Genomic DNA, 19,775 nt, shown 5'->3' on the forward strand with positions numbered 1-19,775 from the left:
TCACTGCTACTTGAGGTTGCTACCGGCATCGATGGTGAGAGGAAGCCCTGTGACGTAACGGGATTCGTCAGAGGACAGGAACAGCACAGCATTGCTGACGTCCTCGGGCTCCACCCAGCCGATCGGCAGTACATGCATGAACTGCGCGGCGGCCTTCAGATCCTCCGGTCCGGGGCTCTCGAGGTCGGGACGGAACATCTTCATCGTTCCCTCATTCATGAACATCGGTGTATTCACGTTTGTGGGATGAATGGAGTTGACCCGGATGAAGTGCTCTCCCAGTTCGACTGCGAACGTACGCATCAGCCCGACCACACCGTGTTTCGCGGCGATGTACGGACCCATGTGGGCGTATCCCTTCAGACCTCCCATCGAACTGGTCAGAATGATCGACCCGCCGCGACCGCCCTCGATCAAGTGCGGAATACCGGCCTTCACCGACTTCCACACACCGGAGAGATTGATGTCCATCATCTCTTGCCAGTCCAGTTCACTGGTCTGGTCGAGGGTAGGGCCACCGGTTCCGATTCCGGCGTTGGCGACGATGATGTCGAGCCGGCCCAATTGCTCGACGCCGCTGTCCACCGCAGCTTTGAGGGCGTCGAAATCGCGGACGTCGACCTCCGCCGTCACGATGCGACGGTTGAGTCCTTTGATCAGGTCTGCGGTTTCGGCCATATCGGCCGGCTCAGACGGGGCTATCTGGGCGTTCGGTCTGATCGGTCCGCAGATGTCGATGGCAATGATGTCCGCACCTTCTTGTGCCAGTCGCACCGCATGACTGCGTCCCTGACCACGTGCCGCGCCGGTAACGAACGCGACCTTGCCCTCTACTCTGCCTGCCATGAAATTGCCTCTCTCGGTTGGGACATCGAGCAATCGCCCGATGCTGTTGTACGACGAATTACGGCTTTCGGATCGGGTTGAACTCGATGTTGAGTTCCATGAGCCCGCGCAGCAGGAAGGTGGGCTCGTATACGTATCGACGGTTGCCGGCCGGGCCATGTGCGCGTTCGCTGATGGTGATGTCGCTCATCCGGTCGAGCAGACGGTTCAAGGTGACGTAGGCCTCCACTCGAGCGAGCGGTGCACCGGCGCAGGTGTGCAGCCCACGACCGAACGCGATGTGGTCGTGCGAGTTCTTCCGATCGAGCCGAAACTCATTCGGATTATCGAACTTTCGCGGATCACGGTTGGCGGCGGCGAGACCCAGCATGACGACAGTTCCGGCGGGGATGTCGAGATCGCCGATTCTGGTGGACTTGCGGGCGAGGCGGAAGTCCACCTTCGTCGGACTGTCGAAACGAAGTGATTCCTCCATGAATGGGCGGATCAGACTGCGATCCTCACGCAGAGTTTGCTGGAGTTCAGGGCGTTCGGCAAGTACTCGTAACGCCGAACTGAGTAGCTTCGTCACAGTCTCCTGGCCGGCGGCGAACAGGAACGTTGCAGGCCGGACGATTTCCAGGATTTCAGGTGTTGATCCGTCCGGATACTTGGCCGACGCCAGACCGCTGAGAATGTCGTTGCGGGGTTCGCGACGCCTTTCGGTCACGTAACCGCTGAAGCGCTCCTCCAGGTATTCCAGCGGGTTGATCCCGACAGGATCATGGTTGAGCGCTCCAACATGGTTACCGGGTGGCTTCCCGGCGCCCAGCATCCGGCGAAACTCCGCCCGATCTTCTGACGGAACACCAAGTAAGTCCGTAATTGCCAGCGTAGCAAAAGGTTTAGCGTACTCACCCAGAAACTCGCAGTCCCCGTTATCGATGAATTCGTCGAGCTGACAATCAGCCAAGTCCCACAGATACTGTTCGTTCTCCTGCAGGCGCTTTGGGGTAAGGAGCCGTCCCAGTAGCGATCGAGCTCGCGTGTGCTCAGGTGGATCCATCACAACTATGTGCTCGAAGATCGGGAAATGGTGACGGTGCGCTTCGATCTGGGCGGTGATGTCGTCACCCTCGGGTTCGAACGGCAGCGGAGGAAACGGCCCGCCGATCGCATTTACGGCCGACAGCGCGTCGGTGTTCTTGAATCCCTCGATCACCTCTTGATGTCCGGTGACTGCCACCACGCCGTAGTGCGGCTCACGAAAAACCGGATTCTGCCCTCGAAGGTAGTCGAAGTATTCGAAGGGATCTTGTGCGATCTCTCCGTCGGAGAAATAGTCGACTGATGCTAGATCGGTCATCGGATCACTGACCTTTCGGGTGAAGTGGCAGGCAATTCGTCCACGATGCTGATGGCCTGGCGCGGGCAAGCACTGACCGCGGCCAGCGCTTTGGGCCACAACGCTTCCGGAGGATTCTCGTTGCAGCTTGCGACGTCATCGTCGACGAGGTCGAAGATCTCGGGCGCGATCTCGACACACAGCGCGTGCGCCTCGCACATGCCGCGATCGATATGTACGCGCTTTGGGGAACCAGTCATTGGGTGCTCCGCATTGTGAATTCGAACTCGAACAGCGGTGGTCTCGCCGATTGCCGACGGCGCGGACATTTTCCGTGCGGCCACCGTAGGATGTGAGGTAAGTAACTGAGTTACTAAGCGCTACGATAACCTGGTTATCCAGACAAGGCAAGGGAATTCACAAAATGGAGAACGTAGATCTTGCGGGCGGTCCGGAGCTCACACGAGACCCACTTCTCGACACCGTCATCGACTTCCTCGAGGACGAAGGGTACGACGCGGTGCAACTCCGCGAAGTCGCGCGTCGTGCCCGCACGTCGCTGTCGACTATCTACAAACGGTATGCCACTCGAGAAGAATTGATCGCTGCTGCCATCGAACGGTGGATGATGGAGAATCACTCCGGGCTCGTCAATCACACGCGCGGCCCGAATGAGCCCCTGCACCCGGCCATAATGCGGGTGATGGGGTCGATATTCGAACCTTGGGAAAAGCACCCGACGATGCTCTTTGCGTACTTTCAAGTACGGACCGTCGTCGGCGACCGTGATCTCGGCATGGACAGCTTCGACCCCGTCATACGCATCGGCAGATCAGTCATGTCCGACGTAGACCCTGAATTCGTCACAGAACTGCAGTCGATACTTTCGGCCGTCGTCTACGGACTCGTAGGTCGGTGCCGCGAAAACCAGATCGCGATCAGCGACATCATGCCGACAATTGATCGCACCGTCTTCTTGCTGACCACTGGCTATCAGGCCTCGCAGCACAACGAGACAGCTGGGACCGATCGGCCGCCCGCTTCTGTGACTCGCTGAACGCGAGACGGGTCGCGATCGTGGAGTTATCCAAGTGCTGCAAGCGTTTCCGTCGAGGGTGGAGTCGTAAGCATGGCTACGAGCGTGTCGAGGAGTTGACTGACATATACGGCATATGACGCAACGGGGGCGCCGAGCAAACGTTGACGGTGGCGGTCGGCACTTGTGTGCAAGCACATTCCGGAGGCTTGGTGAATTCTGATCTCGCGCAACGCTTGTGGAATGTGTCCAAGGAGAGCGCCAACTCGCTCGTAGTAGACACGTTCAGAGTCTCGAGACCCCTCAGGTAGGTCGTCAAGAGGATGCACCACCCGAATGAGTTGCTCGAGAAACGGCAAGTAGTAGCAGTCTTCGTCCTCAGCGAGTTCCATCAAAGGCAACTGATGCGCTTCGAGGACACTTCTCAGGTCCGTTGCAGAAGAGCGCGCGCCGAGAATTGCTCGCCTCCGTGTCAGTTCTTCGACCCGGTACGCCAGGATGGCTTGTATCAAGCCCTCTTTGCCTCCGAAGTGGTATTGCACAGCGGACTTGTTGGCCATACCTGCCGCAGTTCCGATGTGCCTCAGCGGCACACCATCGAAGCCATGCAGAGCATAGAGTCGCTCAGCAGTGAGAATCAGCTGCTGTTTGGCCGACAGGTTTACGGCTGCAGGGGCGTATTTTGGCACACCTAATGTAACCATCATCGAAGCCTAAGTCCAAAGACTTAGGCTTCGACGCCTCGCCTGAAGGCGGGATGCGGCACGTGGCGTCCCCACACCCGACAAGCGCGGCACAGAAGGACGAAACCACCGAGCATGTGGAGAGGTACTCGAAGGGAAACTACGGCGATTCTCGATCATGACATTCCGATACGAATGTTCTTCACTTGCTGAAACTCGTGGAGGCCCTCGAGTCCCCCTGCTCTACCTGTACCACTCTGTTTATAACCGCCGTAAGGACTTTGGGGTGAGATATCGCTGTTGCGATTGACCCAGACCGAGCCTGCTTCGAGCTGACGCGCAACTCGATGTGCGCGTGTGAGGTCGTTGGTTTGAATGTAGGCGTTGAGTCCGAAAACGGTGTCGTTCGCGATGCCCACGGCCTGTGCTTCGTCGGTGAATCGCATTATCGAGACGACTGGGCCGAATGTTTCGATCCGGGCCAACGGTGAGTGATTGTCGACGTCGGTGAAGACGGTGGGTTCTATGAAGAAGCCGTCTGCCAGGTCTCCACCGAGTCGTTTGCCACCGGCGATGAGTTCACCCATCTCCTCGGTTGATGCCCGATCAATGGTCTCGAGGATGCGATCCGCCGCCACCTGACTTACCACTGGCCCGACTACGACGCTTGGATCGAAAGGTTCTCCGATTTTCACCGACTGCACCACAGCGAGAAATTTCTCGATGAACGCGTCGTAGACGGAGTCCTGCACAAGGATTCGACTACCACACGCACAGCTCTGACCGGCCTGTCCAAGTGGACCTTGAAACGCCGACAGTTTTGCCGCCGCATCCAGATCGGCGTCAGCGAAGACGATGTTGGCGGATTTGCCACCCAGTTCGGTGGCCACCGGGGTGAGATTGGCAGCAGCTTCGGCGATGATCTTTTTTGCGGTGTCGCCTCCGCCTGTGAAGTGGATCTTGCTGATCCCGCGATGGCGGACGAGCGCGGCACCGCCTTCGGGTCCGGATGGCAGCACATTGACCAGTCCGGGTGGTAGACCTACCTCGAGACAGAGTTCGCCGAATCGCAGTGATGTGAATGGGGAGAGTTCGGAAGGTTTGAGTACGACTGCGTTTCCGGCGGCGAGGGCAGGAGCAACGTTGAGTCCGACGACCACCATCGGCCCATTCCAGGGTGCGATGATGCCGACTACTCCGTAGGGCTCGCGTTCGATCAGGTTGACGTCGAACTTGTTGGACACGGGGGTACTCGATCCGTGGGCCTTGTCGACGTATCCGGCGTAGTACCGGATGAACTTTTCAGCCAATCCGATGTGCCCGGCACTCATCATTATCGGAACACCGAAGTCATGCACGTTGAGCCGCGCGAGACGATCGACGTCAGCTTTCACCGCGTCGGCGAGGTCGAACAAAAGATCGCGACGACGCTCAGGCGTGTACGCGATCCACTCACCATGAGCCTCCCACGCAGACTTCACTGCACGGTCGATTTCGACTTCGCCGGCGATCTCGATCGTTGCGTTCCGTCGGCCGCTTGCCGGATACACGTGCTCGTACGATCCACCCGAGGAGCCCGAAACCCAGTCACTGCCGATGAGAAGTCCGCTGGGAAGTTCATCGAAAACGGTTGCAGCACCATATGTTGCAGTCATAGAACTTCCTTGTCTCGAATGACTGTCAGCGAATCATGAATCCGGCGTCGAGTGGCCATTGGATGCCGGTGATGAATTTGGCTTCATCGGAAACGAGATATGCGACAGCATTGGCGACGTCTTCACACTCGAGCATTTGCAGCGGTAAAGCGTTTTGCATCCCGGAGATCGAGTTCGAGCCGCCGGCAGCGGCATGCGCCATGAGGGCGTCCATCGCGGCATTCTGGGTCATCCCGCTGGCTACTCCGGTGGGATGGATGGTGTTGACCCGAATCCATTCCGGGGCGAGATGTGCTGCCAAACCCTGCATCAGAGCCACAACGCCACGTTTGGCAGACGCGTACGCATTGCCGCTGGCTGACAACGACGAGGAAGCTTTGAGACCGGCAGTCGAACTGGTGATGACGATCGACCCGCCGCGCGCAGCCTCGCGCATGGCAGGCAGCGCCGCTCGCACCGTGTGATAAACCCCGGTCAGATTGGTGTCGATCACATCGTTCCAGTCCGCCAGAAAATCCTCCGATTCTGCCCCCATCCGGATGATGCCTGCATTGGCAATAACGATGTCGACGCGACCGAACTGCTCGTACCCCTCCTCGAAGGCGGCAGTGAGTTGTCGATAGTTCCGCACGTCAGCTTTCAGGCCGACCATGCGCCGAGATTCCTTCTCCACCAACCGCACTGTCTCTTCGAGGTCAGCTTCGCTGGCATTCGGATAGGTCATCGAGTCCACGTTCTCGCAGATATCAACGCCAATGATGTCGACGCCTTCACGGGCGAGCCGTATCGCATGCGCTCGGCCCTGTCCCCGCCCGACTCCGGTGATAAAAGCGACGCGGCCTTCTAATCCTGACATGTTCGAAGTTCTCCTTTAGACATCAACTTTTCGAATGTAATTTCTGGCGACGTACTAGGCGCTCTCATGTCGGACGCCGCCAACGGCAGTCCGGGCCAGGCTCAGTCGATCCCATGCTTCGTCGGCAGTCGTCTGTAGGGCTTCACCTTTGGCAAATCCCGAGTATGCGGATAGCTGGAGAACTACTTCATCCATCTCCGACTTGGTGATATCGCCCGATTCCAAGGCCGAGCCGACATGTGATTGCAGCGGCGTCACTGCATCGTTCACCGCCACGGATGCAACAGTGATGAACCGTCGATCCCGCCTCGTCAAACCCGGGCGCTGCCAGACGTGTCCAAAGACGAAGTTCAAGATCCCGGCGTGAATATAGGGAGTATCGGGCGATGGAGCGTCGATCAGATTGACGTCCATGAATTCTTTTACACCACGTTCGATCCGATCGTCCCAATCATTAAGCCCGAGAGTGTCATTGCTCGCAGGTTCAATTGGGGAACGCTCGAGACCTCGGTCCTTCTCTATCCGGGCCCACTGGCGGCGAACGACGCCTTCGAGATGTGAAGCTTTAGGCCAACCGTTGTACACAGCGAAATGCAAGACAAACTCGAGCATCTCGTCGACGGTCATGTCACCGCTGTTCAGCGCGGCATAGACCTGATCGTCAATGGCGCGAGGCGCAACAGCGGCCCCAACGCAGGTCAGTGTGACCCAACGCCTGTTGCGCCGGCTCAATCCGGGACGAGACCAGATCTCGCCGAATACGAAGTCTTGGTTTGCCTTGTCGAACGCCGAACCGACCTCGGCCGGCCGAGTCGTCATCACCGCGTATACAGCTTCCTCACCTAGATTTTCCATCCCTGTACTCACCTTTCAGTCGTTAGACTGAACTCTAAGTCGTGGGACTTGTTTATGTCCAGCATGGATTTTCTCGCGCCATACCCGAACTGCCGAACTGAATTCGGCCGCTCACTCGGAGGGCCGCCTTTTCATCGCAGTCTCCGCGCACCTCACCCCGAGTCCGTGGCACGCAACTCAGGGCGATTGGGTTCGTCACGTCGGTTGCAGCGACTACTACGGGTCGTTCCGCACTACGACGTTGGCCTTCGGAAAGGGATCGCGCGCGAAGTACATTGCCCCGCTTCTTGTTTCCATCGACTTTTACACGTCGACCACCGAGATACCCACCTTCTCAGATGCTCTCGCGCGAAAGCCTGTGGACGGAATATGCGGCGATAGAGTTACATCGAGCCATGGTGCGTTTCCGGTTCGAGCTGGTACCGGTGGACGAGGTCGAACCGTGGGGAGAGAACCGGAACCTGCACTGGTTCGGGCTCACCGAGGGTTGGTTTTGCCTCGATGTGGGTGGAGTCGATTTGTTGCGCAATAGCGAGCAGACAACGGCCAGGCGCTCCCCCACGGACGGGCGAACCGTCCCCCCGTGGGCGGAATATTACGTGGTCCGCCTCTGGGAAGACATGCTGCAAGCGTTGCCCTACATCCTCGAACCAGTACCGAATGACCTGGTGGATTTCGTGACTGCCGGGTGGTCAATCGATTTCGATGACATCGACGACGCAGAGCTCCTGGACAATACGCAGATCGACGCGGCCATCGATGCATACAGTGATCGGAGCGTCGACACGGTTATCTGCGTTTCGGGCCCGAACTACAGTGGTGGCGCACACTCGAACCGGTAGACACCGTCAACGTGGACTGGCGATTCCCTGTCGACCCCGACGGCGATGTCGCGTTCACCGCGCCGCTATCGGGCCGGGCATCGGTCAGCACCGACAAATTTGTTTCCGCAATAACGGATTTCGACTACCGCCTCCTCGAAGCCATGCAAGTGAGGGTGGACACGATCGCCGCGACCGACGTTCTCTCGGGATTCGACCTCGACATCCCCGGTCTGATCCGGGAGCAGGCCGAGCGTCGGACCTGGCTCTCGCAAGCGATGGCGCACCAAGTGAACACCGACTGGGATGCGGTACGGGCAGGCGCGTCGTTCCTACTCGGCATTCGAGGTGAGTTCCGGCTCGCGCCATTCACGTCGCTGAACGAGCCGATGTTGCAAGAATTCTCAGGCCACACCTGAACGGGCACGACGTCAACAGGGGTTGCCAACACCCCCTCACAAGTTCTATGGTTCATTACATGAGTAATGAACCAGTGAGCCCCGGGCGTGGATCATCGTGATCGACGACGGACGACCACTGTTCCAGCAGATCGCCGAGCAGATCGAAAGCTCGATCATCGACGGCTCACTGCCCGAGGACGGGCAGGTGCCCTCGACCAATGAACTTGCGGCGTTCCACCGGATCAACCCGGCGACGGCAGCCAAGGGCCTCAATCAGCTCGTATCCGAGGGGATCCTCTACAAGAAACGAGGAATCGGAATGTTCGTCACTCTCGGTGCGCGCGACGCGCTCAGGTTCAGACGCCGAGAAGCATTCTCACGTCAGTACATCGAACCGCTCGTCGCAGAAGCCGAACGACTCCAGATCCCCCTCGACGAACTCAAATCCATGCTCGACGACAGGAAGGTGGCCCGATGAACGCAAGCATGACAACGACCGAGTCCCACGTCAGGCGTTTCACCGAATCAGAACTCGTCGCCTCGATGCGCTCGGTGAACAGAAGATACGGGGACGTCGATGCGCTCTCCGACGTCACGTTCGAGATCGAGCACAACAAGATCTATGGCCTGCTCGGCCGTAACGGCGCGGGCAAGACGACGATCATGCAAATTCTGACCGGGCAGGACCTGCACACCAGCGGCGAGGTCGAGGTATTCGGCGGAGCCCCGTTCGAAAATTCTGACGTGCTGGCGAACGTGTGCTTCGTCAAGGAAAGTCAGACGTACCCCGAAGACCTCCGGGTCAAGCACGTACTCACCGCCGCGAGCCATCTGTTGCCGAAGTGGGACCACACGTTCGCCGAGGCACTGCTCGACGACTTCCAACTTCCTCTGGGCCGCAAGGTAAAGAAGCTTTCGCGCGGTATGCGGTCGGCACTGGGGGTAATAATCGGGCTCGCATCCCGAGCGCCGCTGACGCTCTTCGACGAGCCGTACCTCGGTCTCGATGCCGTTGCACGCCAACTGTTTTACGACCGACTTCTTGCCGACTACGCCGAACATCCACGTACCGTAGTGCTTTCGACTCACCTGATCGACGAGGTAGCCAATCTGCTCGAGCACGTGATCGTCGTCGACCACGGCCGAATCGTGCTCGACGAGGACGCGGACACACTGCGCAGCCGCGCAGTAGTGGCAACCGGTCCCCTCGCAGCTGTAGATGCATTTGCCGCGTCCGGCACGGTTCTGCACCGCGAGACGCTCGGCACCCACGCCCGCATCACGGTGCAGGCCGGCGTGACAGATACCGAGCGGAACCGTTTACGGGAGGCGGGGGTCGAACTGGAGCCGGCATCTTTGCAGGAACTTGTCATCGCGACCACCACACAGCGCAGGGAGACCACCGTATGAGCATCACAACGACCGCGCCCCGGACGATTCCGAAGGCGCCCACCCGGTCCCGGATCGGTTCCGTCCTCCAATTGCATACGGTCGCATGGCCGCTGCTGATCGCCTGGCCGGTCGGCATTCTGCTGGTCTCGTTCCTGATCAGCTTCACCATCTACGCGATCGTCGGGAACGAGCAGGGCGAGGGCTTCACCGGCAGCGTGTTCTCCGTCTACGGTTTCGTGCTCGCTTTCTACCTCCAGTCGATGGCCCAGACATTCCCGTTCGCACTCGGACTGAGCGTGACTCGCCGCGAGTTCTTCACCGCCACAACGGTGATGGCGCTGGCACAGTCCGCGGTCTTCGCAATCGCGCTGCAGCTGCTGTCAGTGGTGGAGTCCGCTACCAACGGCTGGGGTGTGCACATGCGCATGTTCGGCATCGCACGCTATTTCACCGACAGCACGGCCGTGCAACTGTTGGCGCTGTTCACAACGCTGCTGCTGACCAGTTCGATCGCGATGCTGACGGGGGCGATCTACCAGCGGTGGCGGATCACCGGTCTGCTTGCCTCCCTCACCGGACTCTTCGGCGCGCTCGGCCTGTCAGCGATCGTAATCACCTGGGCCCGCTGGTGGCCGGCGATCGGTTCGTGGTTTGTCGATGTCCCACGGGTGGTGCCGATGGCGGTGCTCCCTCTCGTCCTGACCATCGCGTGCATCGCCGGCGCCTGGGCGACACTGCGGCGCGCAACGCCGTGACGGCCACGATCAATTAGAGGAGCCGAGGAGCGATGATGGGCAAGGACGTCACAACAGGCACGGGTGATGACGTGCAGGCAGACATACTCGCGATCCATGAGCAGTGGTCCACGGCGATCGTCTCGAACGATGCCGAACGAATCGGCAGATTCATGGCGGACGACTGGGTGATCGTGTCCGATTCGGGCCTCACGTCCAAAGAACAATTCCTGTCTATTATCCAGTCTGGCGAGCTCACCCACTCGACGTTCGACCGGGTCAACGACGCCAGAGTCCGCACCTACGGTGACACCGCGGTTCTGACAGCGCGGTTGAAGAACACGGCGCACTACCACGGCCGACAATTCGACGCCGACGAGTGGACTACCGATGTCTTCGTTCGACGGAATGGCCGCTGGCTGTGCGTGTTGAGCCATATCACCGCAGCTGCCACTCCCTGACTTTCGCTCGTGCAGGTCGTCGGCGTCAGCTGATGATGTTGCTAGCTTGGTTACTCCACGCCGGCAGACTGAACAGCTCACCGGCCCCGGAGATGAAGGCACTGTGCGCATGCGCGTCTCCGCGCAAATTGTCCATGTTCCACGCAGTGAGAACACCAAGGAACCCCTGCACTCCGTCGACGCAGCCCGGATCGTTTGCCGGGCAACCGGGTTGACCTTGAATGTCGTTGTGGTTAGGACCGTTCAGAGTCGCGCGCACCTTCGGAACAGAGTCCGGGGTGGCACCGAAATAGCCCTCCGCGGACTGCGCTCCGATCAAGTCCCACGGCAACGGCTGGATCGACTGCGAAATGGGGCTGTTGGAGCCGTTCACGTACAGCACAGAACCTGTGGTCAGCGCCCGCGGATCCGTGCAGACGTTCATCGCCGCATCAGCCTTGGGCAGGCCACACATGTACTGGCCCGGAAGCTCTATGGGGACAGCGGTTTTCAGTTCGCCGCCGGAGCTGATCGCCGCGTTGAGGGCACCGACCGCCCCCTGAGAGTGCCCCATCGCACCGACATTGCCGGTATCCAAACTCTGATAGAAAATGCTCGACGGATCGCTGTCCTCATGTCGGAGGAAATCCACTGCCTCCAGCATTTCCTGACCCGTGCCCGTATTGGTGTTGTCGGCCGCGATCACCACGAACCCCCACGATGCCAGGTGCGAGAGCAGATAGTCGTATTGGAAGGGGTGTGCCCACGTCCCGTTGCCCCAAGTGATGATCGGGTGCCGATCTCCGTTCGCACCCAGGTCAGTGGGATACCAGACGTCGAACTTGTTACCAGAGGAGTCGCAGCAACCGAAACCTTGCTGACTGGTCACCTCCCACGGACCTCGCTCGGAGTACGTGCCATCGACGGTTCTACCGTTTGCGACAGGCTCTCTGGTTCCACCCGCCTGCGCTGTGGCGCCTGATCCCAGCAGAACCAGAGTTGCAGCGGCGAGGAGCACGACACTTTTGCTCATCAGACTTTTCATGTGATGCACCCTAACGACGAGACCTAATCCAACTAAGGCTTTGTAATCTAATCGTTACGACTTCGAGTTCGCTTGCCGGAGAAGCACCTTCGGCATGGCCAAGCCAATATATAACGTTTTAGTAACAACACCTATCATTTATTAAGTTTGATGGCACGATGAGTTTCCATCGGACGGGCAACCAACCCACACCATGTCGAAGGAGTGCACATTGCGGGACGAAGCAACTTACGAGGCCGTCGAATCAGCACTCACCAAGCTCGACCTGGATGCGAAAGCACGACTCCTCCAGGGCCAGGACATGTGGACCCTTCCTGCCCTCCCGCAAATCGGGCTCGGGTCGCTGGTGATGTCCGACGGACCGGTAGGTGTGCGAGGCGTCTTCTGGGGACCGGACGATCCGTCAATTCTGCTGCCGTCGCCCACCGCAATGGCCGCGACCTGGGATCCTGACCTGATCGCGCGTGCGGGAGTTCTGCTCGCGCAGGAAGCCAGGCGCAAGGGCGTGCACCTGTTGCTCGCTCCGACCGTGAACATGCACCGCACCCCGGTTGGCGGCCGACACTTCGAGGCCTACTCCGAGGACCCTTTGCTCACCGGCGCAATCGGTTCCGGCTACGTCCGCGGGGTGCAGTCCGGTGGCGTCGGCGCCACCGTCAAGCATTTTGTAGCCAATGACGCCGAGACGGACCGCATGTCCGTCGACAACATTGTGTCCCCGAATGCGCTGCGCGAGATCTACCTTGCGCCCTTCGAGGACATCGTGAAGAACTCCCGACCCTGGGCAATCATGTCCGCGTACAACAGCGTCAACGGCACCACCATGAGCGAGCACAACGAACTTCTGAACGGAGTATTGCGGGGCGAGTGGGGATTTGACGGCTGCGTAGTCTCGGATTGGATGGGAACGCGCTCGACCCTTGGCGCGATTCTGGGTGGCCTCGACATCGCGATGCCCGGCCCCCGCTCCGTCTACGGAGAGCTACTGGCCGAGGCAGTCAGGAATGACGAGGTCGACGAGTCGGTAGTCGACGACGCAGTGCGCCGAGTCCTACTGCTCGCGGCGCGCGCGGGCCTCCTCGAGGACGCCAATCCTGCGGTGACCGAACTCCCCGCGCCGGTCGACGGCCGCGCTCTGGCCCACGAGATCGCCAGCCGTTCCTTCGTACTGACCCGCAATGCTCCCATCGGCGGTGAGACGATCCTGCCGATCGACCCGAGCACTACCACCGTCGCACTGATCGGACTGGCCGCCCGCGACGCCCGCGTCCTCGGTGGCGGCTCCGCAATGGTCTTTCCCGAGTCCGTCGTGTCCCCACTCGACGGACTGACGGCAGCACTGCCCGAGGGCTCGCTCAGCTACAGCATCGGCACAACGTTGACCGACCAGATAGGCACGGCCGAAAGAGGATTCGAGTTGCGCGCCCGGTGCTACGACGCTGTGGGAACCCTGCTTCGAGAACTGGACCTACCCAACGGAATGATCACGTGGATGGGAATCCTCCCGGAAGGCCTCGACTTCCAAGCGCTGCACACTGTCGAGGTCCTCGGCACATTCACTCCGCGCGAGAGTGGTTCACATCGCTTCGGCACCAAGGGACTCGGCATGTTTACCCTGACAGTCGGCGGTGAAACTCTGTTCGACGGTGACCAACCCCTGGAAAGCTTCGATCCGTTCGAGCTGTTCTTCGGTGCTCCGAAGGACCGCGGCTCCGTCGAACTGACTGCCGGAGAACCTGTCGAAGTGGTACTGAAGCACACTCCGATGAAAATGGAGGGTTCGCCGATCGACATCCTCAGTTTCAGTCTGGGACACCAGGAGCCGCAACGAGACCCGGAAGAGCTGATGGCCGAGGCGGTCGATGCCGCGAAGTCGGCGGACGTCGCCGTCGTTGTCGTCGCGACAACTGACCAGGTCGAGTCCGAGGGCTTCGACCGCAGCACACTGAAATTGCCGGGGCGTCAAGACGAATTGGTCTCCCGCGTAGCTGCCGCTAACCCGCGAACTGTCGTTGTCGTGAACTCGGGTTCGCCGGTGGAGATGGCCTGGCGGAACGATGTCTCGGCGGTATTGCTGAGCTGGTTCCCCGGCCAGGAAGCCGGCGCCGCACTGGCCGATGTTCTGGTCGGACTGACTGAGCCGGGTGGCCGGCTACCGACCACCTGGCCCGCAACACTTGCGGATTGCCCGGTCACGGATGTCACACCCGTCGACGGCAAGCTCACGTACACCGAGGGCCTGTTCATCGGCTACCGCGCCTGGGACCGAACAGATGTCGCACCCGCGTTCGCGTTCGGACACGGTCTCGGCTACACCACGTGGGAATACGAGAGCGTCGAATGGCAAGGCGACACCGTCACGGTTCGTATCCACAACACTGGATCTAGGCAGGGACGCGAGGTTGTGCAGGTGTATCTCGCTGCCGCCGACATCGACCCGTCCAGACCCGCCCGTGCGCTTGCCGGCTTCGCGAGCGTGGTGGCAGAGGCCGGCGAAACCGCAACGGCAACAATCACTCTGCCGCGTCGTGCGTTCGAGGTCTGGGACGAGCAGAGCCGTAGTTGGTGCTACCGACCCGGTTCGTATGATCTCCACGTCGGTGCCTCGTCGGCCGACTGCCCTCTCACCCTGCGCATCGAGACTCGAAATTGAAGTCCTTGAACACCGTTCGCGTCATCGCGGGGGCCGTCACCTTGGCAATGCTCTGGCGCCGACCCAGAGCCAGGACGCGGGACTGATGGCCGTCATCCTCACCCAGGCGCGATGAGAAACGCTTCCGTCGATAGGCTCATTGCATGACTGAGCGACAACGGGGTGGCCGGGCGGTCAAGGCCGAGGCCCGGCGCGAGGCCATTCTCGACGCGACAATGGCCGAGATCGCGGAGCGCGGATACCGCGGCACCACTCTCGCTGCCGTCGCCGAGCGCGTCGGCCTGACGCAACCCGGACTGCTGCACCACTTTCCCAGCAAGGAGCACCTCCTGATCGGAGTGCTCGACGCTCGCGACCGATGGGACGCCGCAGCCCTTCTCGCGAACTCGACGGATGTGCGACTGTCTCACCTCGAACAAATCGTGGAATTCAATGCCGACCGGCCCGGAGTCGTCCAAACCTTCACCGCACTCGCCGCCGAAAGCGCGACCGGGCAGCACCCAGCGCGTGAGTTCTTCACCGAGCGCTATGCGTCCGTGCGAGAGGGCATGGCCGAATTGCTGCGCGCGGAGCTCGGGGACCGATTGGCCGGCGGGCTCACACCCGAGCAAGCTGCACCACTACTCATAGCTGTCATCGACGGCATACAGATCCAGTGGCTCTTGGCGCCGGACGAGGTGGACATGCCTGCCGCTTTCCGAAACTTCCTCGCACTACTGACCGCGATGACGCCTTCCGAGCACCCGACCGACTGACTGGACGGACAAACCGTCACCGTGGAGCAGCGACACATCCGCTACCAACGTCCAAAGCCACAATCAGCACGCTGCGCCGCATTCGACACGGATGGACCGTCCTCACCAGCAACGCGGTGGACATGTCGATGCATGCGAGAATCGGACAATGATCGACACCAGCCGTAGAGTGTTGCACCCGCGCCCAACGCGACTTCTGTGTGTCGGCGTCCTCTTCGCCGCAGGCTTGCTGTGGCCCACTCCCATCGCCGCGGCCGCACCCGCCGAGGCCGGACCAGCGAGCTGCGTACCGTTCGGGACCGCCCAGCTGCCGCCGGGCGCTCCATCGGGCGGAGGGCGCATCGGGCTGGCCGAATTGCCGACGTTCACCGGCTCGACCGCCCCGGAATCTATCGAGGTTCGCACGCCGACAACGCAATTCAACCGATTCTGGGACTTCGCGCTTGTCGGCCACGACCTGCTCACTCGGCCACGGGAAGCCGACGCGTCTACCACCGAACCCTGGCGATTCGTACCGATGCCCGAGTGCCTGCGCGGCCGACTGGTCGGGATATCGCTGGACGACGACGAACTCGTCGCGGTCGACGACAACGGCTGGATCTACACGATGGACAACGCGTCCCAGCACCCGCTCGCTTGGAACTGGACCTCCGCGTGGGGCGCACCCCTGTGGAGCGCCCCCGGCCGCCAACTACCAGGAGACCGGCCGAACGGATGGGCGCTGAGCGTGTCGTCGCCGTGGGACAACCAAACCTTCACCGACATCGCCGGACGAATCCACTTCGTCGGATTTGGCAAGATGACAATGCTCCCTGCGCTGACCGGGGACGGCAGCCGCATCACGTACGCGGACCCGTGGCTCCCCAACGACGACAGCTACGAGATCGGCGGGCCGCTCGGCGGGCGGTTCCAGGCCGACTCGTTGTCGGCGGCCGGATCCACCACCTTCGTGATGAACAAGTACGGCGACATGTACACCCGCACATTCGATTTCGACTCGTCGGGATCGGACTCGATCTTCTTCCGCTACAGCTGGGAAGACCAGTCGGATAAACCGTCCGCGCCCAACCTCGTCGTCGAAACACTCGACCGCAGCACCGCCGCAATCCAACTGCCGGCGCCGGACTGGGTGCACCAACCCAAGATTCCCGGCGAGATCACATCCGCGATCAGTGTGCACTCCCTCGGCCCCGGCCCGAATCGGCGCGAGTTGCGCGTAGAGGGCCGTAACGGCACCGAATCCGGCTTCTGGCACAAGGATCTCGTAGGCGGCATGTGGGAGTTCACACCGACGGGCGCGGACCTCCTCGGCTCGCCGATCGAGAACACACCGATCGACCGCTCGGCAGATACCCTGGCCCCCGCGGCCCCTTGGGACCTGTCCACAACGCTGCCTGCGCGCAACGGCGCCATCGACGGTCAGACACTGATCGACATCGGTTTTCCGTACACCGTGGTGGACCCGCGTATGCTCGACGCGATCGGCCAGCACGCACAGCCCTCCGGCTACCGGTTGGACGTGGACCACTTCGACCCCGTCGCCACCACTCGGACCGCAACAGTCACCGCACCGGACGGCGCCTGCATTCCGGTCATCCTGCACACCGCCGACGGACTCCGAATGACACCCCGCGGGCCTGGCCTCGACGCCAACCCCCGCCACCTCGTCGGGGCAATCGAAATCCCGGCGGACGCGTACGCGACTCGGGAATCGAACCCCGCACTGGACGCGTTCGTCCGAGACTGGATGCGCGGCAACCACATTGCAGCGATCACCCTCAGCGCCACCGACCATGACCTAGTTATTCGCTGACACGAAACCCCGCCGCGCGACCCGTCAAGCGAGCCCAGCTTCGTGCTGACGACGCGACTCGATCACCTCCGGAAGGTGTTTTTGAGACCACTCACAAGCAGCCTGCAGCGGCTGCGTGAGCGTGTATCCGAGCGTGGTCAAAGCGTAGGTGACGTGACGCGGTGATTCCGAATGCACTGTCCGACTGACGAACCCGTCACGCTCCATAGTTCGCAGAGATTCGGTGAGGACTTTCGGCGCAACGTGCCGCATCGGGACTTGTATCTCGGAGAACCGCCGGGCCCCACCGAGGAGGCAGAAGATGATCTGAGCATCCCATTTACCGCCTACCTGCACCGGAGGACGAACCGTCCCGCACGAGGCGAATAGTTCTGAATCCAGAGGTCCAGTCATGGAATCCACACTACGGATGTCGGGTCGCTTACGTTGCGGTAACCGAGGGGGCGCGTTCTACCGTGAACGCGTCCCCGTCGCCATCTCGGTGACGCAGTGAACGGAGGAAAGCATGAGCCGGATTGTGTTGTTCGGAGCTGGCGGCCGCGCGGGTCGTCGAATCTTGGCACAGGCCCGCGCCCGGGGCCACGACGTACTAGCCGTGATGCGCCACCCACATGCGCACCCCGACATCGACGGCGTCACGGGCGACGTCACCGATGTCGCTGACGTACGCCGACTCACGGCAGGGGCCGATGCGGTGATCAATGCCGGCGCTAGCATGGATGTACCACCGGACCAGTTCTTTTCCGCATCCACGCATGCATTGATCGGAGGACTGCAGACCAGGCGTCTACTCGTGATCGGGATCGGAACAACCCTCGAACCGACCCCGGGAATACGACTGGTGGATACCCCTGACTTCCCCGACGAAGCGAAGCCGTTCACCGACGGTCATGCCCTCGAACTCGAACTCCTCCAGCAGAGCCCGAGCGAACTCGACTGGGTGGTAATCACTCCCCCTCCTGTGGTCATCGCAGAGCACGCCGAAACTGGCCCACTACTAGTCAGCGCCGGCCCGGAACTCTTGCATTCATCCGATCCGACATTCACCTATACCGACCTCGCTGTCGCGACGGTTGACGAGATCGACAATCCGACGCACCACCGAACACAGATCGCCGTGGTCAGAAACTGAATCCCCATTGGGAAACCGTGGATCGATCAACGAGTCGAACTCCACCGGGACGTAGGCTACGCCCGCATCGAGATGCCGATCCAGAGGCTCGAAGCTGTCGAACAGCGACACGTCGTCCTTCACGACGAACAATCCGTTTGCGATTTTCGGCGGTGCCGGCCTTTGTAACAGATCCAATTGTTCGTCGACTTCCGATTTCTTGGCCGAATCAACCGAGGTGAACTCGAAACAGTTGAGGCGCAGCGAATCGAGGGCATCAACGACGCTGTACGACTGGTAACCCCTGACGCGTCGACGTACAACGACATTCGAGAGCAGATAGCGGAGTGCAGAGCCTCGAGCGTCTCCGCGTTCACCACGCGCCTGACCGTCGCCGCTGGACGGGCAGGCGGACGAAGCAGCCGAGGTCAACGTCAGCTAGCTCTTCACTCGAGTTTCGGACTTGACGGCCGGCCCATCCTCATCCTCCGCGACAATGGCTCGGGCGTAGCGTGCGGCATAGCGCTCCAGTGCGACGCTTGCCTCGTCTTCACCTTTCCATTGGTCAGGCACAGCTGTGCCGTCGCTCGTCGTTCGCGAGACCTGTGCCATGCCGAAATCGATGATGGTACGCGTGAACGAGCACCGCACGAAGCTCGTCGACGCGGAGAACCGCACGGCACCGAAGGTGCAATCGACGAACGAGGTGTCGGAGAACTGCGCACCTGCGAGGTCCGAGTCGTCGAACGTGCACCGATCGAACACGGTATTGGGCACGGAACGTAGCTTGTGGGCTTTCGCTCCAGTGAAATCGCAATCGACAACCTTCGGCCCGAGCGCCAGACGAGAGAGGGTGGCGCCGCGGAAACTGCATCGTTCGAATCTGCGGTTCAAGCGTGGTTGGCCGGTCAATGCGGCGAAATCGAAGCGGCAGTCGAATAATTCGGCTTCGAACGCCGTGAGCGCACCGCGCACGAAACTCAGATCGATACGTTCCAGCGTGACGAATCTGATGTCCAATCCATAGCGACCCACCGTCAGACCACACAAATCCAGCAGCCCATTCTCGGTCGCGGGCCACGGGGAGGTGAGCGTGTGAGGCGGCTTGGTGATTCGCGACTGATCGAGCAGCTGCGCCCGTAGATTTTCGACGTCCTCTACTGACCAACGGCGGCGCAGAGCGCTGATCTCCGACCTCTTCACAGCCCCGATCGTATCGCTTACATCGGCAGAAACTGGCGGTGGCTGCCGAAGACCCGATTGGAAATGCGATTGCAGTCAGCTGCGCAGAACTCCACCGGTTCGGATTCGAGATCAACGGTCCGCAGCCCCCGCCTTCGAAGCGGCAGGCAACT

Annotated in this window: 19 protein-coding genes and 1 pseudogene; 10 read left to right on the top strand and 10 right to left on the bottom strand. The window is 60.8% G+C overall.

Annotated elements, in window-relative coordinates:
• Window positions 1-6: 6 nt before the first annotated feature.
• The 3 genes from CJ178_RS13735 to CJ178_RS13745 are packed head-to-tail and all read right to left on the bottom strand — an operon-like array spanning window position 7 to window position 2,430.
• A complete protein-coding gene (locus CJ178_RS13735; protein ID WP_033231581.1) occupies window positions 7-846 on the bottom strand; it encodes a mycofactocin-coupled SDR family oxidoreductase in 840 nt (279 codons plus the stop codon).
• Window positions 847-904: 58 nt separating this feature from the next.
• Entirely contained in the window at window positions 905-2,191 is a 1,287-nt protein-coding gene (locus tag CJ178_RS13740; protein ID WP_095886934.1) for a cytochrome P450, read from the bottom strand.
• Window positions 2,188-2,430 carry a ferredoxin gene (locus tag CJ178_RS13745; protein WP_033231796.1) on the bottom strand — a complete coding sequence of 81 codons (243 nt, stop codon included), beginning with the start codon at window positions 2,428-2,430 and terminating at the stop codon, window positions 2,188-2,190. Before CJ178_RS13745 ends, CJ178_RS13740 begins: the two co-directional genes overlap by 4 nt.
• A 164-nt stretch (window positions 2,431-2,594) precedes the next feature.
• On the opposite strand from CJ178_RS13745, the gene CJ178_RS13750 reads away from it, so the two are divergent.
• Window positions 2,595-3,227, top strand: coding sequence for a TetR family transcriptional regulator (locus CJ178_RS13750; protein WP_045064387.1), 633 nt, complete (start codon window positions 2,595-2,597; stop codon window positions 3,225-3,227).
• A gap of 26 nt (window positions 3,228-3,253) precedes the next feature.
• Here CJ178_RS13750 and CJ178_RS13755 read toward each other — a convergent pair whose 3' ends face one another.
• From CJ178_RS13755 to CJ178_RS13770, 4 genes are all read right to left on the bottom strand, one after another.
• Window positions 3,254-3,910, bottom strand: a complete 657-nt coding sequence (locus CJ178_RS13755; RefSeq protein WP_045066642.1) for a TetR/AcrR family transcriptional regulator — start codon at window positions 3,908-3,910, stop codon at window positions 3,254-3,256.
• 155 nt (window positions 3,911-4,065) lie between these two features.
• Complete coding sequence (locus CJ178_RS13760) at window positions 4,066-5,544, bottom strand: aldehyde dehydrogenase family protein (protein ID WP_095886935.1); 1,479 nt, start codon at window positions 5,542-5,544, stop codon at window positions 4,066-4,068.
• Window positions 5,545-5,569: 25 nt separating this feature from the next.
• Window positions 5,570-6,400 (bottom strand): mycofactocin-coupled SDR family oxidoreductase, encoded by an 831-nt coding sequence (locus CJ178_RS13765; RefSeq protein WP_095886936.1) that lies wholly within the window; start codon window positions 6,398-6,400, stop codon window positions 5,570-5,572.
• Window positions 6,401-6,454: 54 nt separating this feature from the next.
• Entirely contained in the window at window positions 6,455-7,255 is an 801-nt protein-coding gene (locus CJ178_RS13770) for a carboxymuconolactone decarboxylase family protein (RefSeq protein ID WP_095886937.1), read from the bottom strand.
• A gap of 395 nt (window positions 7,256-7,650) precedes the next feature.
• On the opposite strand from CJ178_RS13770, the pseudogene CJ178_RS33255 reads away from it, so the two are divergent.
• From CJ178_RS33255 to CJ178_RS13800, 5 genes and pseudogenes are all read left to right on the top strand, one after another.
• Window positions 7,651-8,495: pseudogene (locus CJ178_RS33255) on the top strand (DUF5984 family protein).
• Window positions 8,496-8,592: 97 nt separating this feature from the next.
• Window positions 8,593-8,955, top strand: coding sequence for a GntR family transcriptional regulator (locus tag CJ178_RS13785; protein ID WP_095886940.1), 363 nt, complete (start codon window positions 8,593-8,595; stop codon window positions 8,953-8,955).
• Window positions 8,952-9,887: an ABC transporter ATP-binding protein gene (locus tag CJ178_RS13790; RefSeq protein WP_095886941.1), complete on the top strand. Its 936-nt coding sequence runs from the start codon at window positions 8,952-8,954 to the stop codon at window positions 9,885-9,887. The genes CJ178_RS13785 and CJ178_RS13790 overlap by 4 nt, the downstream gene beginning before the upstream one ends.
• The gene (locus tag CJ178_RS13795) at window positions 9,884-10,624 is read left to right on the top strand and encodes an ABC transporter permease (protein WP_095886942.1); all 741 of its coding nucleotides are present in this window, start codon (window positions 9,884-9,886) and stop codon (window positions 10,622-10,624) included. The genes CJ178_RS13790 and CJ178_RS13795 overlap by 4 nt, the downstream gene beginning before the upstream one ends.
• Before the next feature lie 35 nt (window positions 10,625-10,659).
• Complete coding sequence (locus tag CJ178_RS13800; RefSeq protein ID WP_095887972.1) at window positions 10,660-11,064, top strand: nuclear transport factor 2 family protein; 405 nt, start codon at window positions 10,660-10,662, stop codon at window positions 11,062-11,064.
• A 25-nt stretch (window positions 11,065-11,089) separates the two neighbouring features.
• Here the strand turns inward: CJ178_RS13800 and CJ178_RS13805 are convergent, their stop codons facing one another.
• Window positions 11,090-12,088, bottom strand: coding sequence for a poly(ethylene terephthalate) hydrolase family protein (locus CJ178_RS13805; protein ID WP_095886943.1), 999 nt, complete (start codon window positions 12,086-12,088; stop codon window positions 11,090-11,092).
• Window positions 12,089-12,299: 211 nt separating this feature from the next.
• On the opposite strand from CJ178_RS13805, the gene CJ178_RS13810 reads away from it, so the two are divergent.
• The 3 genes from CJ178_RS13810 (at window position 12,300) to CJ178_RS13820 (ending at window position 17,309) form a co-directional block, all read left to right on the top strand.
• Window positions 12,300-14,741, top strand: coding sequence for a glycoside hydrolase family 3 protein (locus CJ178_RS13810; RefSeq protein WP_257013138.1), 2,442 nt, complete (start codon window positions 12,300-12,302; stop codon window positions 14,739-14,741).
• A gap of 143 nt (window positions 14,742-14,884) precedes the next feature.
• Entirely contained in the window at window positions 14,885-15,496 is a 612-nt protein-coding gene (locus CJ178_RS13815; RefSeq protein WP_095886945.1) for a TetR/AcrR family transcriptional regulator, read from the top strand.
• A gap of 148 nt (window positions 15,497-15,644) precedes the next feature.
• Window positions 15,645-17,309: a hypothetical protein gene (locus tag CJ178_RS13820; protein WP_257013140.1), complete on the top strand. Its 1,665-nt coding sequence runs from the start codon at window positions 15,645-15,647 to the stop codon at window positions 17,307-17,309.
• Window positions 17,310-17,333: 24 nt separating this feature from the next.
• On the opposite strand, the gene CJ178_RS13825 is transcribed toward CJ178_RS13820, so the two are convergent.
• Window positions 17,334-17,702, bottom strand: coding sequence for a winged helix-turn-helix transcriptional regulator (locus CJ178_RS13825; RefSeq protein WP_033231804.1), 369 nt, complete (start codon window positions 17,700-17,702; stop codon window positions 17,334-17,336).
• Window positions 17,703-17,814: 112 nt separating this feature from the next.
• Between CJ178_RS13825 and CJ178_RS13830 the strand changes: the two genes are divergently transcribed.
• On the top strand, window positions 17,815-18,441 hold the full coding sequence (locus CJ178_RS13830) for an NAD(P)-dependent oxidoreductase (RefSeq protein ID WP_179300751.1): 627 nt from the start codon (window positions 17,815-17,817) through the stop codon (window positions 18,439-18,441).
• A gap of 417 nt (window positions 18,442-18,858) precedes the next feature.
• On the opposite strand, the gene CJ178_RS13835 is transcribed toward CJ178_RS13830, so the two are convergent.
• The gene (locus tag CJ178_RS13835) at window positions 18,859-19,623 is read right to left on the bottom strand and encodes a pentapeptide repeat-containing protein (RefSeq protein WP_095886946.1); all 765 of its coding nucleotides are present in this window, start codon (window positions 19,621-19,623) and stop codon (window positions 18,859-18,861) included.
• Window positions 19,624-19,775: the final 152 nt, after the last annotated feature.

Source organism: Rhodococcus sp. ACPA4, from assembly GCF_002300185.1.
In the GTDB taxonomy this organism is placed as follows: Bacteria; Actinomycetota; Actinomycetes; order Mycobacteriales; family Mycobacteriaceae; genus Rhodococcus_F; species Rhodococcus_F globerula.

Coding starts and splice junctions, on each gene's coding strand:
- CJ178_RS13735 (WP_033231581.1), bottom strand. CDS start 846: ATGGCAGGCAGAGTAGAGGGCAAGGTCGCGTTCGTTACCGGCGCGGCA.
- CJ178_RS13740 (WP_095886934.1), bottom strand. CDS start 2,191: ATGACCGATCTAGCATCAGTCGACTATTTCTCCGACGGAGAGATCGCA.
- CJ178_RS13745 (WP_033231796.1), bottom strand. CDS start 2,430: ATGACTGGTTCCCCAAAGCGCGTACATATCGATCGCGGCATGTGCGAG.
- CJ178_RS13750 (WP_045064387.1), top strand. CDS start 2,595: ATGGAGAACGTAGATCTTGCGGGCGGTCCGGAGCTCACACGAGACCCA.
- CJ178_RS13755 (WP_045066642.1), bottom strand. CDS start 3,910: ATGGTTACATTAGGTGTGCCAAAATACGCCCCTGCAGCCGTAAACCTG.
- CJ178_RS13760 (WP_095886935.1), bottom strand. CDS start 5,544: ATGACTGCAACATATGGTGCTGCAACCGTTTTCGATGAACTTCCCAGC.
- CJ178_RS13765 (WP_095886936.1), bottom strand. CDS start 6,400: ATGTCAGGATTAGAAGGCCGCGTCGCTTTTATCACCGGAGTCGGGCGG.
- CJ178_RS13770 (WP_095886937.1), bottom strand. CDS start 7,255: ATGGAAAATCTAGGTGAGGAAGCTGTATACGCGGTGATGACGACTCGG.
- CJ178_RS13790 (WP_095886941.1), top strand. CDS start 8,952: ATGAACGCAAGCATGACAACGACCGAGTCCCACGTCAGGCGTTTCACC.
- CJ178_RS13795 (WP_095886942.1), top strand. CDS start 9,884: ATGAGCATCACAACGACCGCGCCCCGGACGATTCCGAAGGCGCCCACC.
- CJ178_RS13800 (WP_095887972.1), top strand. CDS start 10,660: ATGGGCAAGGACGTCACAACAGGCACGGGTGATGACGTGCAGGCAGAC.
- CJ178_RS13805 (WP_095886943.1), bottom strand. CDS start 12,088: ATGAAAAGTCTGATGAGCAAAAGTGTCGTGCTCCTCGCCGCTGCAACT.
- CJ178_RS13815 (WP_095886945.1), top strand. CDS start 14,885: ATGACTGAGCGACAACGGGGTGGCCGGGCGGTCAAGGCCGAGGCCCGG.
- CJ178_RS13820 (WP_257013140.1), top strand. CDS start 15,645: ATGATCGACACCAGCCGTAGAGTGTTGCACCCGCGCCCAACGCGACTT.
- CJ178_RS13825 (WP_033231804.1), bottom strand. CDS start 17,702: ATGACTGGACCTCTGGATTCAGAACTATTCGCCTCGTGCGGGACGGTT.
- CJ178_RS13830 (WP_179300751.1), top strand. CDS start 17,815: ATGAGCCGGATTGTGTTGTTCGGAGCTGGCGGCCGCGCGGGTCGTCGA.